This is a genomic window from Desulfurococcus mucosus DSM 2162, assembly GCF_000186365.1.
Classification (GTDB): domain Archaea; phylum Thermoproteota; class Thermoprotei_A; order Sulfolobales; family Desulfurococcaceae; genus Desulfurococcus; species Desulfurococcus mucosus.
Genome location: NC_014961.1, coordinates 1,225,793 through 1,248,139, shown reverse-complemented (window position 1 = coordinate 1,248,139; position 22,347 = coordinate 1,225,793). Strand labels below are relative to the sequence as shown.

At 53.7% G+C, this 22,347-nt stretch carries 22 protein-coding genes and 1 other RNA gene; 9 read left to right on the top strand and 14 right to left on the bottom strand.

Annotated features, from left to right (window positions below):
* Window positions 1-5: 5 nt before the first annotated feature.
* The 10 genes from DESMU_RS07285 to DESMU_RS06550 all read right to left on the bottom strand — a co-directional run bounded on the left by DESMU_RS07285 (window position 6) and on the right by DESMU_RS06550 (window position 9,892).
* Entirely contained in the window at window positions 6-347 is a 342-nt protein-coding gene (locus DESMU_RS07285) for an aminotransferase class III-fold pyridoxal phosphate-dependent enzyme (protein WP_280980699.1), read from the bottom strand.
* A 682-nt stretch (window positions 348-1,029) separates the two neighbouring features.
* Entirely contained in the window at window positions 1,030-1,716 is a 687-nt protein-coding gene (locus tag DESMU_RS06585) for a hypothetical protein (RefSeq protein WP_013562810.1), read from the bottom strand.
* Window positions 1,713-4,463 (bottom strand): hypothetical protein, encoded by a 2,751-nt coding sequence (locus tag DESMU_RS06580; RefSeq protein ID WP_013562809.1) that lies wholly within the window; start codon window positions 4,461-4,463, stop codon window positions 1,713-1,715. The genes DESMU_RS06585 and DESMU_RS06580 overlap by 4 nt, the downstream gene beginning before the upstream one ends.
* Before the next feature lie 6 nt (window positions 4,464-4,469).
* Window positions 4,470-7,283 carry a DUF1156 domain-containing protein gene (locus DESMU_RS06575; RefSeq protein WP_013562808.1) on the bottom strand — a complete coding sequence of 938 codons (2,814 nt, stop codon included), beginning with the start codon at window positions 7,281-7,283 and terminating at the stop codon, window positions 4,470-4,472.
* Between the two features lie 2 nt (window positions 7,284-7,285).
* The gene (locus tag DESMU_RS06570) at window positions 7,286-7,735 is read right to left on the bottom strand and encodes a hypothetical protein (RefSeq protein ID WP_013562807.1); all 450 of its coding nucleotides are present in this window, start codon (window positions 7,733-7,735) and stop codon (window positions 7,286-7,288) included.
* 318 nt (window positions 7,736-8,053) lie between these two features.
* Entirely contained in the window at window positions 8,054-8,200 is a 147-nt protein-coding gene (locus tag DESMU_RS07215) for a hypothetical protein (RefSeq protein WP_187286334.1), read from the bottom strand.
* A 229-nt stretch (window positions 8,201-8,429) separates the two neighbouring features.
* Complete coding sequence (locus DESMU_RS07280; RefSeq protein WP_280980694.1) at window positions 8,430-8,558, bottom strand: hypothetical protein; 129 nt, start codon at window positions 8,556-8,558, stop codon at window positions 8,430-8,432.
* 84 nt (window positions 8,559-8,642) lie between these two features.
* Entirely contained in the window at window positions 8,643-9,125 is a 483-nt protein-coding gene (locus tag DESMU_RS06560; RefSeq protein WP_013562806.1) for a protein-lysine N-methyltransferase, read from the bottom strand.
* A 47-nt stretch (window positions 9,126-9,172) separates the two neighbouring features.
* Entirely contained in the window at window positions 9,173-9,505 is a 333-nt protein-coding gene (locus DESMU_RS06555) for a hypothetical protein (protein ID WP_013562805.1), read from the bottom strand.
* A gap of 99 nt (window positions 9,506-9,604) precedes the next feature.
* Window positions 9,605-9,892, bottom strand: a complete 288-nt coding sequence (locus tag DESMU_RS06550) for a 30S ribosomal protein S26e (RefSeq protein WP_013562804.1) — start codon at window positions 9,890-9,892, stop codon at window positions 9,605-9,607.
* A gap of 140 nt (window positions 9,893-10,032) precedes the next feature.
* Here DESMU_RS06550 and DESMU_RS06545 point away from each other — a divergent pair, with 140 nt between their 5' ends.
* The gene (locus DESMU_RS06545) at window positions 10,033-11,094 is read left to right on the top strand and encodes a threonine synthase (protein WP_013562803.1); all 1,062 of its coding nucleotides are present in this window, start codon (window positions 10,033-10,035) and stop codon (window positions 11,092-11,094) included.
* A 29-nt stretch (window positions 11,095-11,123) separates the two neighbouring features.
* Here the strand turns inward: DESMU_RS06545 and ffs are convergent.
* Window positions 11,124-11,391, bottom strand: an RNA gene (ffs, locus tag DESMU_RS07055) — signal recognition particle sRNA.
* Window positions 11,392-11,459: 68 nt separating this feature from the next.
* Window positions 11,460-12,542 (bottom strand): site-2 protease family protein, encoded by a 1,083-nt coding sequence (locus DESMU_RS06540; protein ID WP_245526437.1) that lies wholly within the window; start codon window positions 12,540-12,542, stop codon window positions 11,460-11,462.
* Window positions 12,543-12,710: 168 nt separating this feature from the next.
* Between DESMU_RS06540 and DESMU_RS06535 the strand changes: the two genes are divergently transcribed.
* Window positions 12,711-13,430, top strand: coding sequence for a nucleotidyltransferase domain-containing protein (locus DESMU_RS06535; protein ID WP_013562801.1), 720 nt, complete (start codon window positions 12,711-12,713; stop codon window positions 13,428-13,430).
* Here DESMU_RS06535 and DESMU_RS06530 read toward each other — a convergent pair.
* Window positions 13,416-14,474 (bottom strand): mRNA surveillance protein pelota, encoded by a 1,059-nt coding sequence (locus tag DESMU_RS06530; RefSeq protein WP_013562800.1) that lies wholly within the window; start codon window positions 14,472-14,474, stop codon window positions 13,416-13,418. The two genes, DESMU_RS06535 and DESMU_RS06530, sit on opposite strands and share 15 nt — an antisense overlap.
* A gap of 118 nt (window positions 14,475-14,592) precedes the next feature.
* Between DESMU_RS06530 and DESMU_RS06525 the strand changes: the two genes are divergently transcribed.
* The 6 genes from DESMU_RS06525 to DESMU_RS06500 all read left to right on the top strand — a co-directional run bounded on the left by DESMU_RS06525 (window position 14,593) and on the right by DESMU_RS06500 (window position 20,490).
* Entirely contained in the window at window positions 14,593-16,992 is a 2,400-nt protein-coding gene (locus DESMU_RS06525) for a DNA-directed DNA polymerase (RefSeq protein ID WP_013562799.1), read from the top strand.
* 120 nt (window positions 16,993-17,112) lie between these two features.
* Window positions 17,113-17,340 (top strand): LSM domain-containing protein, encoded by a 228-nt coding sequence (locus tag DESMU_RS06520; RefSeq protein WP_013562798.1) that lies wholly within the window; start codon window positions 17,113-17,115, stop codon window positions 17,338-17,340.
* 17 nt (window positions 17,341-17,357) lie between these two features.
* Window positions 17,358-17,546: a 50S ribosomal protein L37e gene (locus DESMU_RS06515; protein WP_013562797.1), complete on the top strand. Its 189-nt coding sequence runs from the start codon at window positions 17,358-17,360 to the stop codon at window positions 17,544-17,546.
* A gap of 82 nt (window positions 17,547-17,628) precedes the next feature.
* Window positions 17,629-18,858, top strand: coding sequence for a DNA primase DnaG (dnaG, locus tag DESMU_RS06510; RefSeq protein WP_013562796.1), 1,230 nt, complete (start codon window positions 17,629-17,631; stop codon window positions 18,856-18,858).
* A gap of 394 nt (window positions 18,859-19,252) precedes the next feature.
* Complete coding sequence (locus tag DESMU_RS06505) at window positions 19,253-19,726, top strand: DUF1947 domain-containing protein (protein WP_013562795.1); 474 nt, start codon at window positions 19,253-19,255, stop codon at window positions 19,724-19,726.
* A 41-nt stretch (window positions 19,727-19,767) separates the two neighbouring features.
* On the top strand, window positions 19,768-20,490 hold the full coding sequence (locus tag DESMU_RS06500) for an FKBP-type peptidyl-prolyl cis-trans isomerase (protein WP_245526436.1): 723 nt from the start codon (window positions 19,768-19,770) through the stop codon (window positions 20,488-20,490).
* 37 nt (window positions 20,491-20,527) lie between these two features.
* Here the strand turns inward: DESMU_RS06500 and DESMU_RS06495 are convergent, their stop codons facing one another.
* Complete coding sequence (locus DESMU_RS06495; protein WP_013562793.1) at window positions 20,528-21,586, bottom strand: NAD(P)-dependent glycerol-1-phosphate dehydrogenase; 1,059 nt, start codon at window positions 21,584-21,586, stop codon at window positions 20,528-20,530.
* 78 nt (window positions 21,587-21,664) lie between these two features.
* On the opposite strand from DESMU_RS06495, the gene DESMU_RS06490 reads away from it, so the two are divergent.
* On the top strand, window positions 21,665-22,291 hold the full coding sequence (locus DESMU_RS06490) for an Ntn hydrolase family protein (protein ID WP_013562792.1): 627 nt from the start codon (window positions 21,665-21,667) through the stop codon (window positions 22,289-22,291).
* Window positions 22,292-22,347 lie beyond the last annotated feature (56 nt).

The window sequence follows — 22,347 nt, the reverse complement described above, 5'->3', positions numbered from 1 at the left end:
TCTTCTTATATCCCCCCGGGCGTTATCTCGACGAGCATTTTAGCGAGCTCAACCGGCTTGACCGCGTAGAAGTATGCAATAGTATAGTTGAGGAACTCGTCCACCTGCTCCTTGACAGCCTTAACCACCTCAGGGTGGCAGTGGCCAACATTGCAGACTGCCGCACTCGACAGGAAGTCAATGTACTCATTGCCGTCGAGATCCCAGACCCTGGACCCCCTGGCCCTGGCAACCGCCACCGGATAGTACTTGAGGGCCATAGCAGGAGGAAACAGCTCCCTGTCCAGCCTGACTACCTCGAGGCTTCTCTCAACCCTCCTGGATGTCAGAGCCCTAACCCTGTCCAAGCCCACCCCAGCCCCCTCAATCATTTAGGCTTTGGCAAGGCATAAAATATTAGCTATGGCACGCTCACCTAGGTGTTCACAGTAGTGTTCCTCGCATCCCTGGCGGCGAGCAGTGCCTACAAGTTGAGAAGGCAGACCGCTTAAACACCCCTTCAAGCGGAGAAGTTTTCCCGCTGCCCCGCACCACCGGATCCCCCATGGGGATCCAGCCTTACAGGGTGCACCAGGGCTACCGGTTGCGCAAAAGTACAGGGGTCCCAGCCTCTGAGGGCAGTAGGCCCCACCCGATCTACTGGGTGTGGGCTGGCACTCCCCGTTACCAGGGAGTGCTTGGCACGAATAAATTTTGGATGCCGGTGGCGGCTCCTTTACCCGGCCCTCGCCGCTCCCCAGTGCTGGTTGACCCAGCAACCCATGCGTCGAGGCTGATGTCTACAGGCTCCTAGCCTAGTTTCCCCGGGGTAATAGGCTTCAGGAGCCGGTTAGCCGGGGTAGGTCAGGGTTAGATGGAAGCATTATTGTTGACGCTGGTGTCGTGGGACGCCTTGGAGCATGGTTTAGCGGGAGGCGATTGCTTAAAGTACGTGTGCTGCGTAATTCATGGCTCCAGGGAATCCTTGTAGCAAGTGTTGAAGTATTTTAGAGATGCGAGGTAATCAATCATGAAGTGAGCAGTATGTTTTCACTTTTTCGATTTCATGATTATGAGCGGCGATATCTTGGCTAGCTTAATTGCTTCTCCATGCTCTAGATAGCACTTACCGTTTCTGCAACCGACATCGTAGCCGTGGTCTGCCACTATGATGGCGGCTCGACTATTTAGAGCATCCCTCGCTATGTCGTCCGCAAGAGGCTTTAACCTTGATTTAGCGAGCTCTACTAGGGTGTCCGGCTCCACGGGGTCCCCTAGGTCTCTGTGCACTGTTTTATCAATATATCTATGTATGGATGCGCCGAGCCTCTTGGCGACCTCAAGCATTGTACCCTCTCCGAAAGCGTATTTGAACCTGTATGTCATTGCCTTGCCGTTTATGTAGGCCTCTACTGTGATGGATAGTGGGTTAACAGCTTCAGCGACATATGTATATATCTCGTATAGCTCGGGGAGCCCTATGCAGTCGACAACAAGTAGTACGTAGCCTTTTCCCTCCAGCTCCCTTACACGGTTAACCATTAAGTCAAGGCTCTCGACAGCTGTGTCCACGGCGTGTGCGAGGCTTAGGAGCCGATTAGTAATAAAAGACACATCAGTTTCAAACCGTGCGGGCACACCGTAGATGGACATGAATGCCTTGAAAAAATCCCTGTACGTTATCTTCCTGTTTCTAGCGGTTTCAAAAACATCGATGATGAGCGACTGAATCCTCAACTACCGGCTCCCTTCCTGCTGTAATCCTTGATTTTAACATACTTCATGATTTGCGACAATGTCTCCTTGACGAGCTCGTAGTTATCCTTGGTTACCTCGATCTCTATTGTTACAACTCCGCCACCGTTCTCAGCAACAGAGTCTATTATCTCCATGATACTGGTAGCAGTGGATGGTCTGGGAGGCAGTACACTAGCCCTGACTGGTTGGTTTACTACTGCTATAGCTCCCTTCGGCTCTAACACTATTTCCATGCAGGTACCGTCGATTACTGTGCGAACCGTATAATCCTTCTCGAAGCTCTTTCTCACCTCCTCCCCAACGCTTTGGAAGGCTTTCTCGATAAAGGAGGGCGGTATATAGTATGATTTCTCGCCCTTCTGTAGCACCGTGTGATCCTTGCAGAGCCGGTACTTGTTTAAAGATTTTAAATCCTCGGTAACAGTGCTGTATATTACTCGCAATGCATCGGATTCCGAAGTGATGAATGATATAGGCCCCTGTGAAATCCACTGATATAACTCCTTCGCTGTATTCTCTATGATATCCATTCTTCTACTTCTCATGATGTCTATCGCCCTGTGCACGTCTTCGAGCCCTGATACCTCTCTCTTCACCGGGGTCAACTTCACATCGGCTTCTCTGACCTCCCCGCTCGGCATGTAGTACAACGCTTTATCCGGTAGGGATGCTACGGCCCTCGAGAACGATGCTAATGCATCGTTTATTTTCGCCACTACTTCAGCCACAATATCCTTGAACTCTATCTTTAGGAGTTCGCGGAAGAGCTCGTCTTCTTCGCTTCTACGGGTTGACTCGTCTTTCTCTACTTTTACAAGGTAGGTGTTAATTATATGGCTCGTCGCATCCTCTACGGCAAGATAGTCAGCCATATCCCTTATAAGGCTTTCCTTAATCCTCGGTAAAACGAAGACCACGTTGTGCATCGCCTTGCGCCTCAGGTATTCCCTAGCTTCATTTAACATTCTGCTGAATGTTCCATCACCTTTTGTCTCATCCCATTTTGATTGAGAGAGTAGGGGTGCATTGAAGTATATGTAGATATAGAGCTTATCCCTGGAATGCGGTGTTTTGTCAAGATCGTTCAGGTTGCCTACGACGGATTGTTGCACAAGAGCTTCATTAAGAGCCAGCTCGTTAACATATTCGCTTAGCTTCTCCACTACATTCTTCTCGTTATTCAAGTAGTTGTACCGATTCCTCGCGATAATATCCCTGTATATTGCTTTCACGTTTCGCGATGGTGCAACAAAGTATGCGTGAGCACCGCCTACGAGTTTAACGCTATGGATGTTTGGATGTATGCTTTCAAGATCCTTAACAACATCCACGACATCTGAGTCCCTGTATCCATGCACCTTGGTGAGTATTTCCTTCAATTCTAATTCCCTAACAAGCGGAATCGCCTCGTCCGAGACCTCTCTGGTTTTAGCAACTCTAACCATTTCAATTATTTTCTTAGCATCACCAACGATTGTGCCTGTGAATACTATGTTTACAGCCAACCGTAGGAGACCTTTCTTCCCTGTATTTTCCATGCTCTCCAATTTGTTGAGTATCTCACTGTATACGGCTCTATAGCGTCTAGCTATGTCTGAGTCTCCGAGCAATACGGTTACCACTGTATCGCTGAAGTGTGCGGGCGAGACTATGGGTGCATTTGATTCAAGAGCGTTCAACGCGTAGATGGCAAACGCCTTAATCAGCGACCTCATGTGGTGGGCGTCTGGAAAGTCGCTGTCAGCTTTAATAACTCTCTCGATAAACCCGTTGAAGGATTCGTGGAAGACCTCGTTAAACGGCTTTCCCAACTTGAGCCTCCTAGCAATGATTCTTTGAGCCTCAGCATTACTCATCCACCTTGATGCAGCCAACCCCTTTACCCGTTCCAGCTGATCAATAAAGGCCTCGAGAACCCCGGCAAAGTCTTTGTCCTCAAACACGGTCTTTATCTCGCTCCATCTTACAAAGTCTCTTCTCGCCGAGGCCACTACTAGTGCCACTCCTCCCCTCTTCTCTTTTTGAATCTCCTTCCTGTAACTCATAAGCGATGACACAAACTTCAGGAACTCCTTAACGATCTCTCTAGAGGACCTTGTGCCTAGAATAGCTGAGTAATGTAGCTCGTCTATGAGTATAAGGATGTGGTTCTTCAGGGGAATGCTTTGGGCGAGTTTCACAGGGTCGGGTAGCCTCCTGTTGCTCAGGGATTCCTCAATGTGGTTGGCAGCGTCTATCGCGCCAGCCCACCTGAGGATCCCGGCTGTCAGCTTAAGATACTCATATATGCTTTCAGGGGTCCTCATGTCGGCTGCTATCACAATGGTATTCTCAGCCAGCTCGAGGTTGAAGCCGGTCTTCTTCCCATAGTCCCTAATGTATCGCGTACAGACATTGGGGTTAAACCGGCAGGACGCGAACAAGTGTAACAGGAGTGTTAACAAGTGTGTTTTACCGGAGCCCATGTCGAGATCAAGAAATATCCCGTCAACGCCTCTGGAGCTGAGGGTGTTGACGATATTCTTGATGATTTCTGCGAAGCCCTCTGTGAGCTCCGTGTTATCGAAGAATACCTCTGGCCTATAGTACGGCCATGCCCCCGATGCATGCTGATCTACTAACGCTCTAATCACTGTTCCAAAGGATGGCGCTAGGTCATCCGGGCTTAGACGGATTATTTCCTCCAAATATGGTTTATCCAGTACTTCTTTGAGACGTGAAGCCATGGTGCGTCACTCACCCGTGCCTGTGGATAGAACCTTGAGTAACACATCCTTCTCGTCCGGCGGTATATTAAGCTTATCCCACGAGTATGCTGCAAGCAGTCTCGCCAGATCCACGGTGCTTCTATCGCTCTTCAACACTATATCCTCGGCTGCTCTCACACCAAGCTCCCTCATAGTCTTCCTCACTTGTTCTACTAATGTGATGCTTTCACCGATAACGGTCTCCGGGTATTTCTTCGCCACCTCCGTCGGGCTTCTCAGCTTAACGGTTCCCTTCCCGCTTCCACCTATCTTCAATTCTTTTACAATGGCTTCATCGACCCTAACTGCTTGACTAACCCTGTTCACGAAGTCGCTTGAAACCACTAGGGCCGGTGAGTTCCTGTCTTTCTCGGACGCCACCAGCAGGAACGTGTACAGCCTTGAAACACTGTCTAATCCACGCACATCGAGTCTGCTTATACCCTCCCTCTTAGCTAGGTACTCAAGGAACGCGTAGACTGCTTCCCTTAGAGCAATGCTCGCAAGGTTCTGGTATACTCCAAGCCACCCTGAGGCACCGATATATGAATACCTGGTCGCGGTCGCGAAGCCGTCGGCAATTGATACCACGGTAGCCTCCCTCAAGGCGTCTAAACCATAGGTGCCGAGTACAAAGCTGGCCACCGACTCAACGCTCCTCCTCACATCGTCTTTGAACATGTTGTCTTCATAGCTTACTATCTGCGTCCTCTTAACCCTCGGTCTAGCAACGATAACTATACTAGTGAAGAACGCGGAAGTATGGAGGGCAATCCTCCTCTGCCCCGACTGCGTCCAGACCTGCCATGTCTTTGTGACACCGTATCCGGCTTCATAGAGCCTGTAGAAGAGCTCCTCCCACCCGTGGAGCTTTCCATACGCATACCACACGACGAGGAGCCCATCGTCTTTGAGGATCCCCGAGGCCGCTTCAAGGAATCTCTTGAAGCTCCCTCCAAACTCGCTTACCTCGCCGACTTTCTTCGGCGGTGCACCCCTAATCTCGGCGTGCCTCGGCAACTCAGGAGACTCGGGCCCCCAGCCCTCGAGCTTCACCCTGTCCCCTGGGAACAGCCCCCTAAGTACGGGCCACACGGCTTTCTGGATAATGACCCAGAAGAACTCTGAGATGCCGGAGTAGTCGTGCTGGTCGTAGTAGGGTGGGTCGACATCGACCACGTCGACGCTCTTCTCGGGCAGATGCTTATCGATTTCCCTAGCATCCCACAGGTAGACGGCGTCCAGCCCGTCCTTCCAGAGGCCCTCGAGCCTATTGCACAGCAACCTGAGCACGGGCAGTATGCCGCCCCTCGTTGATTCAACCTCTTCAGCCTCCTCCTCGGCCTCGCCCTCCTCTACCTCTAAAGCCCATGGAATCGCTTTGAACGGTATGCTCCCCTCGGCATAGTCGCTTCCAAGTTCTACTCCACGGGTTAGAGCGTATTGCCCACCGACGAGGTCTCTTACAGTCCCGTCACCAGGATCCCATTGAGATAAAATGTTGTTAAAGTTCATGATCTTAGCTAACGCAATAGCCATGTATAGGGCCACCGCGTCTCCGAGCTCGCCGTACTGTTCGTGCAGTTGCCGGGCCCGCTCCCTAACGTACTTCGTGAGCTTGTATAGGGCCAACAGCTCGCGCGGCGTGAACAGCTGGTACCAGTACTTTATGCCGTATTTCCTCAGCTCGCTGAACACCTCGTTATCCTGCGGTATCTCGGACACCGGCAGATACCTCCTGATGCTGTCTCCCCTGCTCATCTCCTCGCGGGCGCACCTAGCCAGCTCCTTAGCGGCGTCGACCAGCCTCGCGGCATCCAGCTCGCTTGGCGGAGAATAGCGCTCCCTGGCCTTCTGCACGGCTGCTATCACGTAGGTTTTTCTTGCCTCCTCGGCCCTCTCCTCGTTTCCGTTGAGCAGTTCGCTTAGTATCTCCGTGTGCTTCTTCACCCACTTCATCCTTATGTACTCCTCGCCTAGGGGTTTCCCACAGTACGGGCAGAGAGCGGGGGAGAAGGAGGTGATCTCCGTTGTTATCTCAAAGCTCACGGACTTACTCTCCTTGTTGAAGACGGGCTTCACGTAGATGTGCCTGCTCCTGCTTAGAACTGGGTGCATGGCTAGTGGGATAGTGCCTCCGCAGTCGTGCTCTGCCGTAATGAAGTATATGTAACCTTTATCCTCTTCCCCGTAGAATCTCCCGAGCTCCCTCTCAGTGTACTCCTTCAGCATCCTGAACTCTTCTTCCACGAGCTTCAAGAGCTTCCGCCCGTACTTAGCGGGGAACTCTATCGTGGCCCTCAAGATGAGGTACGAGACCGGGTTGAGGTCGCCCGCAATGGTCCTGAAGCCGAGCCTCAGGCTCTCCAGAGGTATCGAGCCGCCGCCGGCCATCGGGTCGACGACCGTTATCTCCCGGGGATCCTTGCCGAGGAGCCGTTTAACGAGGCCCCTGTCCGGGTCGGCCATGTAGAGCGTGACCAGGGCCCCGCTCTTCTTCGCGAGCTCCCTAGCGTTATCCAGCCCCACGGCCCTCAAGAACACCTCCCTAGACACGGCTGGATCGTAGTTTAGGGCGGAGGCAAGGGTGACGGCCCTCGTCGCAGAAGGCGGTATCCTAGCGGGATAATACATGATGTTGCTGATTTTTGGCAGATTCCGTCCTTTCGGCTCTGGTAGATTATAAAGCTTGCGTAGAGCCTCCTTTAAATCCCTGGGTATCATCTTTAAAAAGCTCATCTCGTACTCCGAGATGAGGTTGACTTCTTTCAGCGGGAACTCTTTCTCGATGAGCTTCACGCCTACGTCACCCCGTGTATTTTGAGGTACCTGCGTATGGTTTTAGCGGTTTCGCGGAGCGTCGCCGCGTCCATGAGTGGCTGCGTCCAGTCCTCTACGACGCCGGGGCTTGACTCGATTTTCTTCCAGATTACGTCTGCAACAGCCTTAGGCGTGGCGTCGAGCAGTTTCTCGAGGAGCTCCTCGGATGGGCGCGCCCCGTATGACGCGGCCAGCCACACGGATACCGCTGGAAACGCTGTTATGGGCAGGAGGATGTCCCTGGAGCCATCGGGGTTATTTCTTGCCAGGAACCTCTTGGATAATGCTTTCCCAACCACCTCAACACTCCTACTGGAATAAGCTAGGATTGGGTTCGTCATCTCCTCATGTAGAAACAGCTTTAACTCGTTGCCGCGGATCTTGACTACTGGTGTGATTTTCCCCACACGATACATCGTGGTAGACTTCACGATCCCACCCACGATACCTTTAACGATCCGGGATTAACTCCGGTTTCCTCAAGGATTAATACCTCTTCGTCACTCACTGCACGCCCCTCGCAATATAGTCTGCTACTTTAAAAATAATAAATTTTCATCCAGCCTCAAAGAATATATGGCTCCATCACCGAGGAAAGCCAAGAGTGTAGAGCAGGTGATTCAGTTTCCCATGGGCTCATTAAGCCGGTGAATATTCTAGAGCACTCAAGGCCTTCCAGCCGAGCCAAGGTATTGGTTTAGCCGACTCACCGATTATACTATAGGATCGCGGGGAATAAGCTACCTGGCTCAGCTCTTCTTCACACGTCTCCCACCAATTTTTATCACATAGCTTTTATGCTTCCCGGTGGGGTCAACCTGGAGCCTGAATCTCCTGCCACACCCAGGGCATTCATAGAAGAAGACATCCCACAAACTATACCTCCAGCTCTTCAACAGTCTCATCTCCCCCTCGTATCCACAGTAGGGGCACTTGACCAGGGAGCCTCACCCATGTATTCTTCTCCAACACCGTAAATAAAAGTTTTTCCAGCGATGTGAAACCACCTGGAGAATGCTTCACGCTAACACATCCTACGCGTAGATTTAAATGCTTGAAGCAGTAAAAACCCAATGCCCCTCGCTGGTTTTTGGTCGAAGTGATCGCTTTATACAAACAGGTTGATCACCCGATTCTGGATCCCTCCCGTTGATACTGGTCGAAGTTGCTCCACGCATCCTCACCAGTTAAAACCGTAAGATATTTAAGGCTGCGACCCAGGAAACAGTAGAAGAGCTTCGACAAATGCCTCAATGTAAAGAGGATTGAAAGTTACTTTCCCAATAAAGTATCATATAAGGCAAAGGTTTACACCTCAATGTAAAGAGAATTGAAAGGTTACATGTGTTTTCCCTTGATGTACAGGTAGATTATGTGGGTTAGGTTGTTTTCGTCTTTTACTTCGGCTGTTTTCTCGTGTTTCCAGCCTGGTATTCTGAACTCGTGGCTTACTACTCTGGCTCCGTTTCTCAGTTCTCTCTCTAGTTTTGGGCGGAGCATTTCGTTGACTGATGTGAGTAGGAAGAGTGTTACTATTGTTGCCTCGCTGATGTCGACTTCGAAGAAGTCTCCTTGCACTACTATTGCCCTGTCCTCTATTCCCTCCTCGCTTATCCTTCTCCTCGCCTCCTTTATTCTCTCGCTGTCTCTCTCGACGCCGACGGCTTTCCTCACGTTGAACTCTTTCACGGCGACTATGAGGATGCGGCCGTCGCCGCAGCCGAGGTCGTATACTACGTCTCCTTCACCGGCCCCGGCGAGCCTGAGCATTTCCCTGACGACTGGGTATGGTGTGGGGACGTATGGTACAAAATAATACATGAGTCCTCCCGTCGACCAGTAATGGCTTTAAGCCGGCTTAGCAGTCCTCACGCAGCCGGGGTTTCAGCCCCGAGCTCCCTCAGCTTACCCAGCATGGTTTTCAAGGCTTCCTCCTCATCCGGCTGCAGCCTCTCGTTTAAGGGTAGCTGTGAGAGAAGCCATTGGACCCTGCCGTCGTCGAGCTCCACGAGTATCTGGGGGAGCCAGGACATGCCTAGGTCATCCTTGTCGCCGTGCTCCACGAGGTAGACGTAGTCCTCCTTCCTCACCTCGAGCTCTGAGCCAACCGCCTTACTGAGGGATTCAGCCAGCTTCAACCACAGCTTATGGTAGGGGTGGTGTTCAGCTGTAACCAGGACAACCTTCCTGACTTTAACCATGCATATCACCCTGCAGGCTACAGGGTTCTCCTCATGACTCCACTTGTTTAAATATCTTGAGGCCCCAGGGGGCCCCCGGTGTTAAAACACTATGCAACCCTAGACTGGCGCCGGCTTCTCCTTCCTCTCCTCCTCGGGGCGCACCTTAACTATGCCTAGGTGCACCGCGCAGGACACACAGTAGCATTTTGTAACAGGATACCTCTGTATTATAGCACCCTTCTTCTCAAGCTCCTCGGCGAGCTGCGGCGGCACCGGGCTATACATCCTCGTCACACATATCGCTTTATCGGCTGGAACCCTTCTACCACAGTTATCGCACTGCACGTATTCAACCTTACCCTTATCACCCTTCCTCCTACCCCTGCTCTCCCTCTTCTTAGGCATCCTAAACCACCACATGCAGCCTGGTTGAAACCGTATCCCGTTAAGCCATTAATAAACTTGAAGCACCCCCTGCCACACCCCTGGAGTGCAAGCATTATAATGCTGAAACCACATAGTTGAAGCCGATGGGGATGTGCTTCATGCATTGGAAATGCCCCTACTGCGGCTTCGAAGCAGACGCCTTGAAAGAATACTACTGGAAGTGCCCCCGGTGCGGTAAACCCCTAGTGCTCTCATACACTGGTAAACTAGGGAGACAGGGCTCCAGGAACATATGGGAGAGGTATGGGGACGCAGTACCCTTGAAGCCTGAGAAGACCAGGGGGGAGGGCAACACCCCACTGGTCTCCGAGAAAATGGACGGGGTCACAGTGCTCTTCAAGCTTGAATACCTTAACCCGGGCGGGAGCTTCAAGGACCGCGGGTCCTCCCTAGCCGTCTACTACGCCTATAAAACCGGCTTCCGCAGCGTGGTCGAGGATACAAGCGGTAACACAGGTATCTCCGTCGCCCTGTACTCGAGGCTCTACGGTTTAAACGCAAGGATATACATGCCTAGAACAGCGCCCGAGGGGAAGAAGAAGGCTGTCAGAATGCTGGGCGCCCAGGTTGTTGAAGCACCTTCACGGGGGGAGGCTGCTGAAATGGTTCTAAGGGAGACTGGTGGAGGAGCCTTCTACGTGGCGCACACGTGGAGCTACCTCTACATACTTGGAGCCTCAACAATAGCATGGGAGGTCCTCGAGGAGGATACACCGGACTACGTTATAGCCCCAGTCGGCTCAGGCGGGCTCTTCCTCGGACTAGTGAAAGGCTTCGAGAAAGCCCTTGAAGCGGGATGGATAACCAAGATGCCGAGGTTCATCGCTGTACAGGGATACTCAACGCAACCAGTGCACAAGGCTTTCAAAGGCGTTGAACAACCCGGCGAGGAGTCAACGCTCGCAGACGGCATAATGGTGCCGAACCCCCCGAGGCTGGAGGAAATAGTTGAAGCATTGAGAAGATACCAGGGAGACATACTACTCGTCGGCAACACCGAGGTGGAGAAAGCTTGGAGAGAACTGTGGGAACTAGGATTCCTCGTGGAGCCAACGTCAGCAGCCGCCTACGCCGCCCTCTCCAGGAGCAAGAACCAGTTCACGGGTAGGAAAACCCTCGTAGTGTTAACGGGCTCAGGCCTCAAGACGCTTACAGGGTGAGCCCTCCAGCGGGAAGCGTTGAAGCCGCGGGCACAGCCCCGTGGATGCACCAGGGAAACCGGCCAGAGCCTTATCCACACCGGTTCAACCCCGCTGACCCATGAACGCTGGCGTCCAGGGTTAGGTTGCTCCCTTCCGGGCCTAGCCGGGTTCCCCCGGCTAAGACGGTTAACCCCCTCCCTCCAGAGGGGGCCCCGTCTCCGCCAGCCCCATGGGACGGGGGTCATCACCTGGCGTGGGGGGTGACCGGTTCACACTGGTGCATCCACGGTTATCTGGCCCGGCTGGAGCCGGGCCCTCCCCGCGCCCGCGGCGTGTAAGAGTGATCCACGCTGGGCTTATTATTTCTAACCCGTGGAGGTGTTTCACGGCAGTATCATGGCGATGAATAATAGTAGTGAAGCCGCGTTTATCACACGCCCCCATTTCTCCCCGGCGAGCTCACCTATCACTCTACCACCATCCGTCACGAACAATGGGGCAGCGTTAAGCAGCGCCAGGCTGAAGTTCACAATCCACATCCACATGGTGAACCTGTATGCTGCGAGGGCTGCCGACGCCCCTAGGCTGCTTATAAGCCACGTGCTGGGCGCGGGCGACAAGTATACGCCTATCCTCTCGTCTCCAACCCCTATTGGGATAGTGAGGTTAACGATCCCTGACCCGCTTCTCCACACTGCTACCTCGAGCACAGTGGGCTTAGCCAGCTTCCTCACCACCGGTATATCCCCGATGCCCCTCACCGGGGTCCCGTTGACGCTTACTATTACATCGTATACTTGGACCCCGTGCTCGTACGCAGGGCTCCCCTCCTCAACCCCGGTGACGAGTACACCTATAGGGGAGGACATGGCTGAGAGCAGGAGCATTGATGCGAAGGCCAGGGCAAGGTTCACGGCTACACCCGCTGAGAGCACGCCGATCCTGCCTCCTCTCCCAGCCTTCCTGAAGGCCTCCTCATCGACCTCAACGTATGCGAGCGGGAGGATCAAGAGTAGCATCACGCCGTAGGATTTAACGGGTACACCGTTCCTCAACGCGAACACTGCGTGGAGATACTCGTGTAGGGATGCAGCAATACTCACACTAGCCAGGAAGAACAATAAGTCGACGCCAACTATGTTGACCCCGGGGACCAGTACCACTACCCCGGAGCTACCCGTCCTAAGCCTGCCGAGCACCGAGGCCAGGGCCGAGTACGTGAATAACGCTAGGGAGAGGAAGTATAAGAGTGTTGAAGCAGCATTGTAAACCCTTATCCTCCTAGACGGCCTTGGAGCCCATCCAACACCCTTCTTGAAAACCAGGATCACATAGCTGTGTAACTCGACCACGCCGCTCTCAGCGAGGCGGAGGCGCCTGTAGAACAGGTTCACAAGTATCCAGAACACTGCGAGCAGTACCGCGAAAACATATATTGCATCCATAGCGCGACACCAGGCATCCATGTTGACACGATTAGAGAGCCCCGTTTTTAACATGGATCCTGCTCCTTGAGGAACACGGGGCGTGAAGCCTCATAACACCCTAAAGCCTATGTACTACTCGTGAAACACTTAAACAAGCCGTCAACATAGTTCCATCCCGAAGCATGGGTAGACATGGTGAACCACTGGTTGAAGAGGATTCAGCCGCAGTCAACACCCGAGTTCAGGGAGGTTGTCTACAGTGCCGAGCACTGGGAGCTATTGAAGACTATTAGGAGAAGGGCCGCCGAGCTCCTAGGGCTACTCGTGGAGGGCGGTGTCAACGCGTATATACATGGAAGCGTGGCGAGGGGCGATGTATGGAGGGGGAGCGATATAGACGTGTTCATCCCTGACAACATCCCCAGCTACATTGTTGAAACCCTGCTGGAGAAACACGGGGTTAAACCCTATGCACGCATGATAGTTATGGCGACGCCTGTCAACACGCCTAAGGCATACATAGTGATGGACAGCGAGGAGAGGGAGACCATTAGCTTCCCCCTCTTGAAGCTCAAGCCGAGGGAGTACGAGTTCTACAGGTTCAGCGGCCTATTAGACTACAGGGGGCTCGTGGAGGGTAGAAGGGTCCCAGGCGTCAACAAGGCTTTAATACTCATAGACCCTACTCCAAGCGGGCACCAGGAGATCCCCGTGAAGGGCTTCGAGGAGTACGTTGCCAGGAGGCTGGGCGTGAGCCTGGACACTGTTCTCGAGAGGGAGAGGGTTTTAACGAGGAGGAGCAGTATTGGCAGGACAGGCGTCTTCATCAAGTACCAGTTGACCCCTGATGAATCCTTCGAGGATGCTTTAAGGGAGCTTTCACGTGGAAACATCTACCTCAGGAGGATGCTGTCATCCTCTGAATAACCTGTACCTGAGCACCGCGATCACTCCCCCGAAACCCTGGATCTCCGCGCCTACATCGCTCCTGCCTGGGACTATCACTACTTCCCCACCGGTTTCATGAGCCTTTTCAAGCACCTCGTATACACGGCTCCTCCTCTCGTCATCCGCCTCATGCAGCATCTCGTGGACCACCACTAGCTTCGACACCGAGCCATAGGATGCTGCCTCGTAGACGTCGTCGACACCGTAGGCGACGAGCTCCGGGTCCTTCACTATGAGCCTCTTAAACTCCTCCAGTATCTCCCCGGCTTTCACCAGGCTGAGCTCGCCCACGGCCTGCTTAACCACATCCCTCCTGAGTAGCTCGGCTACTCCTTGACAACCCCCGGTGGAGGTTGAATCCACATACACGTGTCTCCTCAAGGCTGTCTTCAACGCCTCTGCAACCCTGTTCTTCAAGTCCCCGGGTCCCGCGGCGATCACCGCGTCCACTCCCTCCTGCTGCACCGTGTTGATCGATGCTGAGACCACTTCGCTAAGGTAGTCCTCCACTGCTTTCTCATGGTTCACCCTGTACATTTTCCCGGGGAGCTCCGAGTGTACTTCATTAACGTATTTAACCCCCTGCTCCGTTAAAACCGCTATGCATGCATCCTCGTAGTCTAAGACCACTAGGAGCACCCTCTTCCTCTTAACGCTCTTCTTCAAGAGGTCTAGGCTGTGCCTGCTCCACGAGTCCCTCACTATGGTGAGCTGGTCGCCCGGCGACACGTTGATAGTGTGGTAGTGTCCTTTCACACCGTACTCCTCGGGCCCCTCAACCACCACGCCCCTGATCCTCAGTCTCTCCGTGAACTCCTGGAACTCGACTGCCTCCACGCGTACGCCGAGGGTCATAGGTATCCTTCTACTACTGCCTCCCTCACCTGGTTTAACCTCCCTCGTCGTCCTAGCGTATACTACATCCCCCTTCCTGAGCACCATGAATAAAACCCATAGGTCGTCCCGGTCCTCCACGAGGATCCTGACATACCCGTTTCTAAGGTCTTCTTCAAGCACCTTCATCCATACCTACCCTTCAACCACTGGGCCACCCGTGTACCCGCCTAGGGCGAGGCGTCTTCAGCCGTAAACGGTTTTATTGGAGGTAGAGCAATAAATTATTATCGTAGAAGTGAAAGACATGGAGGTAGAGTTCTACCTCTTAGACGTCACATACGAGGTCTCAGGCGGGGAGCCACATGTAATCCTATGGGGTATCACCCGTAGCGGTGAACGAGTGGTTTTAAGGGATAGGCGGTTCCGCCCCTACTTCTACGTGGTTGCAAGCGATAAAGCCAGCGTTGAAGCCCTTGCCAGGAAGATAAGGGCTCTCAGCGACCCCGAGTCACCGATAGTGGATGTCAGGCCCGTTGATAAAAGGTTCTTCGGTAAGCCTGTTAAAGCACTAAGGGTTACAACAGTGATACCCGAGTCAGTCCGCAAGTACAGGGAGAAAGCCAGGGGGCTCAGCGAGGTAGCCGAGGTGCTGGAGGCGGATATAAGGTTCAGCATGAGGTATGCGTTGGACAACGGGCTCGAGCCCTGCGGGTGGCATGTCGCCGAGGTGGCTGAAACCCCCGTGCCGTCGAGATACAGGGTTGCAAGGGCCTTCGATGTAACAGGCTTTATCAAGCCAACCGGGGACACGAGGCCTCCAAGCGACCTACGGGTGCTGGCATTCGACATAGAGGTGCTCACCGAGTCGGGTTCACCCCACCCGGAGAGGGACCCGGTGATAATAATAGGTGTGAAGACCAGTAGCGGTGAAACCAGGCAGTTCACCGCAGAGGACCTCGACGACAAGAAGGTTATAGCCGGCTTCACCGAGTTCATCCTCGACTACGACCCGGACATAGTCGTCGGGTACAACAGCAACCACTTCGACTGGCCCTACCTGCTTGAACGCTCGAAGATCCTCGGGTTAAAGCTCGACGTGGGGCGTAGAAGCGGGGGCGAGCCCTCCACCAGCACGTATGGCCACGTATCCATACCTGGAAGACTCAACGTCGACCTCCTCAACTACGCTGAGGAGATACCGGAGGTCAAGTTGAAGAGCCTCGACGTCGTGGCCGACTACCTCGGCGTGATGAAGAGAAGTGAGAGAGTCCTCGTCGACTACGTGGACTTCCCCAAGTACTGGAGGGACCCTGAGAAACGCAGGGTTCTCCTGAGATACAACCTCGACGACGTTGAGTCAACCATGGGGTTAGCCGGCAAGTTCCTCCCCTTCGCAATGCAGTTGGCGAACATAACCGGGCTACCCTTAGACCAGGTTGGGGCAGCCAGCGTGGGGCACAGGTTGGAGTGGTTCCTGATGAAGGAGGCTACGCGTAGAGGGGAGTTAATCCCCAACAGGGTTGAAAAGGAGGCTGAACCCTACAAGGGGGCAGTCGTACTCCAGCCTCTCCCAGGGATACATGAGAACATAGCTGTATTAGACTTCACAAGCATGTACCCGAACATCATGATAAAGTACAACATAGGCCCCGACACCATATTGAGGGGCGGGGAGTGCAGTAGCGAGGAGCATAATGTGGCACCGGAGGTAGGCCACTGCTTCCTCAGGGAGCCCCAGGGCTTCTTCAAAGGCGTGCTGCAAGCCCTCCTCGCATTAAGGAGGCAGCTCAGGGCCGAGATGAAGAAGCACCCGGTTGACTCACCGGAGTACAGGCTGCTTGATGAAAGGCAGAGAGCCGTCAAGATCCTCGCTAACGCCGCCTACGGGTACATGGGGTGGGTTGGAGCCAGATGGTACTGCAGGGAGTGCGCTGAAGCCGTCACGGCATGGGGCCGTAGAACGATTTCAACCGTGATAGAGCACGCTAAGTCCATGGGGCTTAAAGTAATATACGGTGACACAGACTCCCTCTTCGTTGAAAACATACCTGAGAAAGTCAAGGAGCTCGCCGACTTCGTTGAGAAGGAAATGGGCTTCGAGATCAAGGTGGACAAGGTTTACAGGAGGGTCTTCTTCACCGAGGCCAAGAAACGCTACGCGGGGCTACTCGAGGATGGACGCGTAGACATAGTGGGGTTCGAAGCCGTTAGAGGAGACTGGGCTGAGATAGCCAAGGAGGTCCAGGAGAAGGTGACGGAGATCCTCTTGAGCGAGAAGAACATTGAGAAGGCAATAGACTACGTGAGGAGCATTGTATCCGAGTTAAACCAGGGTAGGATACCCTTGGAGAAGCTAGTCATATGGAAGACCCTTACCAAGCAGGTCGACGAGTACGAGGCGGAAGCCCCCCATGTGAACGCTGCGAAGAAGCTTAGGAGAATGGGGATTATGGTCGAGGTGGGCGATAAAGTAGGATACATAGTGGTGAAGGGGCCGGGCAAGATCTCCGAGAGAGCGGAGCCCTACATGTTCGTGAAGGACCCGAGACTGGTTGACGCATCATACTACATCGACCACCAGATAATACCAGCCGCCCTCAGGATACTAGGGTACTTCGGGGTCACGGACACCCAGTTGAAGAAGGCGGCTGGCTCAGCCGGTAGGAGAAGCCTCTTCGACTACACGAGGAAAACACAGGGTTAAGCAGGCTCCAGCCGTAAACGTAGATTTATAAGGTTACACCGGGCTTAGAACTCATTAAAACGGAGCCCAGTATCGGGATCCATGGTTCAACACATGCATTGGTGAAACGGGTGGTGGCAGTTGAGTGAGACAGCACACAAGATACTCGAGGACAGCATTGGGAGACTCGTGTTGATAAAGACCAAGGACAGCGTCTCACTGAGAGGTAAGCTCAGGAGCTTCGACCAGCACTTAAACATAGTGCTAGATGACACAGAGGAGATCCGTGGAGACGGCTCGGTTAGGAAGCTCGGCACAGTGGTCATCAGGGGGGACACAGTCGTATTAATATCCCCCTTAAGCGAGTAGGCAGCGGGGTGGCCTAGATGGTTAAAGGCACCACGAGCATGGGTAAGCACGGCAGGAGCAAGACGCATATAAGGTGCAGGAGGTGCGGTAGACACAGCTTCAACGTTGCTAAAGGCTACTGTGCTGCATGCGGCTTCGGCAGGAGTAAGAGGATTAGACGCTACAGCTGGGCCAACAAGAAGGTTAACAGGGTGAGGATTGTCTAAGGGTGCTTAAGCACCCTGCCTAAGCTGGTGCGGCAATATTAATCTCTGACACCTAAAGTATTATTTTGAGTGGTGTGAGTAAATGGCCAAGTACCTTATAAGAGCCAGGATAGAGGTCGACGGCGTAGTAGAGAAGCACGACATAATAGGCGCCATATTCGGGCAGACCGAGGGATTATTCGGCAACGAGTTCGACCTGAGAGTACTCCAGGACAAGGGGCGGATAGGGAGGATACAGGTAAACACGAAGATCCAGGGCAACAAGATAGTTGGGGAAATACTTATACCAAGCAACCTAGACAGGGTTGAAACAGCCCTCCTCGCAGCCCTAATAGAAACAGTCGACAAGGTTGGACCCTACGACTCCTCCATAAGCGTCGTAGACATAGTTGACTTAAGGATGGAGAGGATAAAGAAGATCATGGAGAGGACCATAGAGATACTGAGGAAGTGGGGTAAGGAGAAGACGCCCGACGTAAGGGAGCTGATAAAGTCGATACAGGAGTCAATGAAGGCGCCTGAATCAGTCTCCTACGGCCCCGAGGAGCTCCCAGCAGGCCCCGACGTGGATAAATCAGAGGAACTCATACTCGTAGAGGGGAGAGCCGACGTAATAAACCTCCTACGCTACGGCTACACTAACACCATAGCGCTTGGAGGAGCGAGACGCGTACCTGAAACCATAAAGAGGCTTGCAGAACACAAGAAGACCACGCTGTTCGTCGACGGAGACCACGGCGGGGACCTCATAATAAAGGAGGTTTTAAGAAACGTGAAAGTCGACTACATAGCGCGGGCGCCGCCGGATCGCGAAGTAGAGGAGTTAAGCAGCCGTGAAGTCGAGGAGGCTCTCTCAAGGAAAACAGATGTCTTCCAGTACCTCGAGGAGCAGGTTAAACAAGGCAATAAGGACGCCCAGTTCCTACTGCAGGTCCAGAGGAAGCTCCACAAGCTACCCGAGGAGGCAGGTAAGCCGCCGGAGAAGCTTGTGAAAGAGGTAGCGGAGACCCTGACCCTCCCAGCAAGCCTCCTAGACGACGTTAAAAGCCTCTACGGGACCCTTGAAGCCAAACTCTACTCAGGGGACTGGAGCCTCGTTAAACAGGTACCCGTGAAAGACCTGGTGCAGGAACTCCAAGGAGTGGAACCAGGGAGAGTGTACGCAGTAGTGTTCGACGGCATCGTGACACAGAGGCTGCTCGAGGTGGCCGCTGAGAAGCAGGTTAAAGCACTCATCGGGGCGAGACTCGGGAAAATCACGTTTAAACCACCGGAGCTACTGGTTTTAACCTTCAACGAGCTCACTCATTGAGCCACCCGCCTACACCCTGCAGCCCGGTGTAGGCGGGCTCCTCCTCCCACAGCACAGGGATCCATAAGCTTTTAACTAGGCGTCCACGAGTAGTATCACAGTTACAACCGAAAGCCTCGTCTTTCAAGGCGGGAATGAAGGTTTATAAGTTTGTTTTTTATGTATGGGTAATGGTGATGAGGAAACATATTTAGCGATGAGGGGGCTACAACCCCTCGTTCACGAGGGGTTGTTCCCGAGCAGAGACAACCAGATGGGGGGATCTCTGACCACCCCGACTGCCCCGCAAATGACAGATGTAAACCCGAACAAATGCGGGGAACCCATGAACCGCCCCAAAGAAAACCCCCTTTAGGGCGGAGAGGAGGTCAGCCGAGGCCCGGAGGCACTGTAAATGAAGAGGTACCCGCTCTCGAAGAAGGATAGGAGGCTGATCACAGGGGAGCTCCAGAAGTACGGTGTGCAGGTCTCCGACGACGATGTCCTCGAATACTACAGTGACGGGGTCAACGAGTACATACTTGTCAACAAGGCGCCGGCGCTCATGAAGCACGGGGATCTATGGATACCCTGCCTCAACTATGTTTCAAGAAACCAGTTAACCCTATCCCTGCCAAGCCTACTCGTGGATAAGGGAGCTGTTCAAGCCGTGCTAGGGGGCGCCGACCTAATGGTGCCAGGCATAGTGGAGGCGAGAGGCGGATTCAAAGCCGGGCAGCTTGTAGCAGTCGTCGACGCCGAGGGCGGCAGGGTTATCGCCCTTGGAACCGCTTTAATAGACTCAGAGGCCTTGAAGAACGGTGTGAGGAAGGGGAAGGCTGTGAAGGTACTGCACCGCCTAGGCGACGACACGTGTAGTCCTGGTTAGATTTAAAATGAGCTCACCCTCTTAATGGATACTGTTGAAGCATGAAACGGTTGCTCACGGTGGTCGACATGGCTTTAAGCAAAGGAGACTTCATACTGGTCGAGTACAATGTAAGGGTTAAGGAGACGAACACCCTGCTCGACACGACGGACGCCGAGCTCGCTAAGAAGGAGAATATATATGAGGAGGGCAAGGTGTACGGGCCAACCCTGATAATACTTGGGAGAGGCTGGCTGAACGAGAGCGTTGAGGAGGAACTGTTGAAGCATGACGTCGGGAGCGAAGTAGAGGTCGAGGTGCCGCCTGAGAAAGCCTTCGGGGAGAGATCCCCTGACAAGGTGAAGACGTTCAGCCTGAGAGAGTTCCAGAGAAGAGGGTTGAGCGTCAGCGTTGGAGACGTGGTGGAGGTTGAGGGCAGGCAGGGCGTGGTTAAAAACATAAGCGGCGGGAGGGTTACAATAGACTTCAACCACCCGTTGGCAGGGAAAACCCTTGTCTTCAAGGTTAAGATAGTTGGAAAGCTGGAGGACACCGTGGAGAAGCTTAAAGCATTAGCGTCGAGGTATCTGAAGATACCTTCAAGCGAGATCGAGGTATCCCTCCTCAGCGATGAGAAGAAGCTCACTGTAACGATACCGGGCAAGTATCTCTCAAAGAGGGATCTCGGCTACTCGAAGCTAGCGTTAGCCGCCGACGTCTTCGACACGTTCAAGGACTCCGTGTCAACCCTTGTATTCCAGGACGTGGTGAGCAGGCCTAGCTGACGAAGCGCTTCGAGAGCAGGGTGGACACTGTTTTTAACTAGTCGATGACCCCGGTCTCCTTCGCAACCCTGTACGCTGCCTCAGGGGTTAGCCCGCTCTCCCCTAGTATAGTGTATCTCTCAGGCCTAATGGTGTGCGCTATGGTGAGGGCTTTAACGACTTCCTCAGGCTTGAAGCCGAGTTGCCTGGCGCTTGTCGGCAGCCCTATCCTCTCCATGGCCTCCTTAACCAGCCTCCACCTGGGGTCCCCATGTATGTAGAGCATCATTATGGTGCCTAATGCCACCTGCTCCCCGTGGAGCGCTCTCCCCGGTGCTATCAAGTCTAATGCATGGCTGAACAAGTGCTCGCTCCCGCTTGCAGGCCTGCTTGAGCCTGCTATGCACATTGCCACCCCGCTGCTGATCAATGCCTCCACGAGTATCCTTATCCCCTCCTGGGAGCCGCTTCCTATCAGCTCATGGTACCTTAACACGTGTTTAGCGCTGAGCAACGCTAGCTGTGCAGCGTACTCCCCGTAGTACTCGCCCTTCAACCTGTGTGCTAGACGCCAGTCTTTGACAGCCACCAGCTTGCCGAGGAGGTCGCCCACGCCTGACAGTATCAGCCTCCTCGGTGCCCTTGAAATCAGGTCTGTGTCCGCTATTATAGCGTAGGGCGTCCTAGTGTACACGCTCGTAGGCCTTGAAGCACCCTTGAGGCTTGCGAAGGGGCTGGCGATCCCGTCGTGGCTCGGCGCGAGGGGGACGCTCACCACGTGTATATTGTTCCTGAACCCTATGTACTTGGCTACATCTATTACGCGTCCTCCCCCAACACCCACCACTAGGCTTACACCGTGCTCCCCGGCTTCAGACGCCACTCTCTCAGCCGTCGACACAGCTGCATCCCCGATCACCCATGTCTTAACCTCGCCGACCTTGCTGAGCACCTCCTCAACCAGCCTGCCGCCAGCCCTATACGTGTTTTCACCGGTCACCAACCCGATTCTCCCCGAGCCCCGTGGCACTGCTTCAACAATGTCTCTCACTCTGGCGGCCGCGCCGGGCCCCACGATCACCTTGCTTGGCAGTGTTATCTCATGGATGCTGCTCAAAACCAGTACACCAGCATCAAGGTATCTTTATAATGCGTTGAGCCTTATATCCTATACACTGAGCTGGAGGTGTGGCTTTTGAAGAAGGCTGAGTCGAAGACCACTACTGTAGGCCTAGTAGTCGGCGACTACGTTGTCCTCGCAGCGGATAAGAGGGCTACGGCCGGGCCAATGGTTTACCACAAAGCCGTCAAGAAGATATCGAGGATCACTGACTACGCGGCTTTAACGATCTCAGGGCTCGTTGCAGACGCACAGTACATAGTTGAATACGCCAGGTTCCTTGCAAGGGACTACGAGGCTGAAACCGGGAAACCCATATCCGTCGGCGCACTCGCCTCAAGGATATCCCTGGTTCTCTCCGTGTACCTCAGGTACGTGCCCTTCATAGTGCAACTCCTCCTCGGGGGAAGAGATCACACGGGTGCAAGCCTATACTACATGGATCTATACGGTAGCGTTACACGTGAAAAATACATGGCGACCGGTAGCGGTTCACCAGTGGCCTTCGGGGTCCTCGAGCAGGGTTATAGAAGCGATCTAAGCCTCGAGGAGGCCAAGGCACTAGCGTTCAAAGCCGTCTCCTCAGCCATAATGAGGGATGGGTTCACCGGTGAAGGCGTCGACGTAGTAGTCATAGGCCCACAGGGCTACATGGAGGAGACGATCCCGCTTAAAAGAATCGTTGAAGAGGCCAAGCCTTAGCAGCCCCGTGGAGCCGGTTGCAGCGCCCCAAATGGTTTGGGATAAGGTTAAAAACC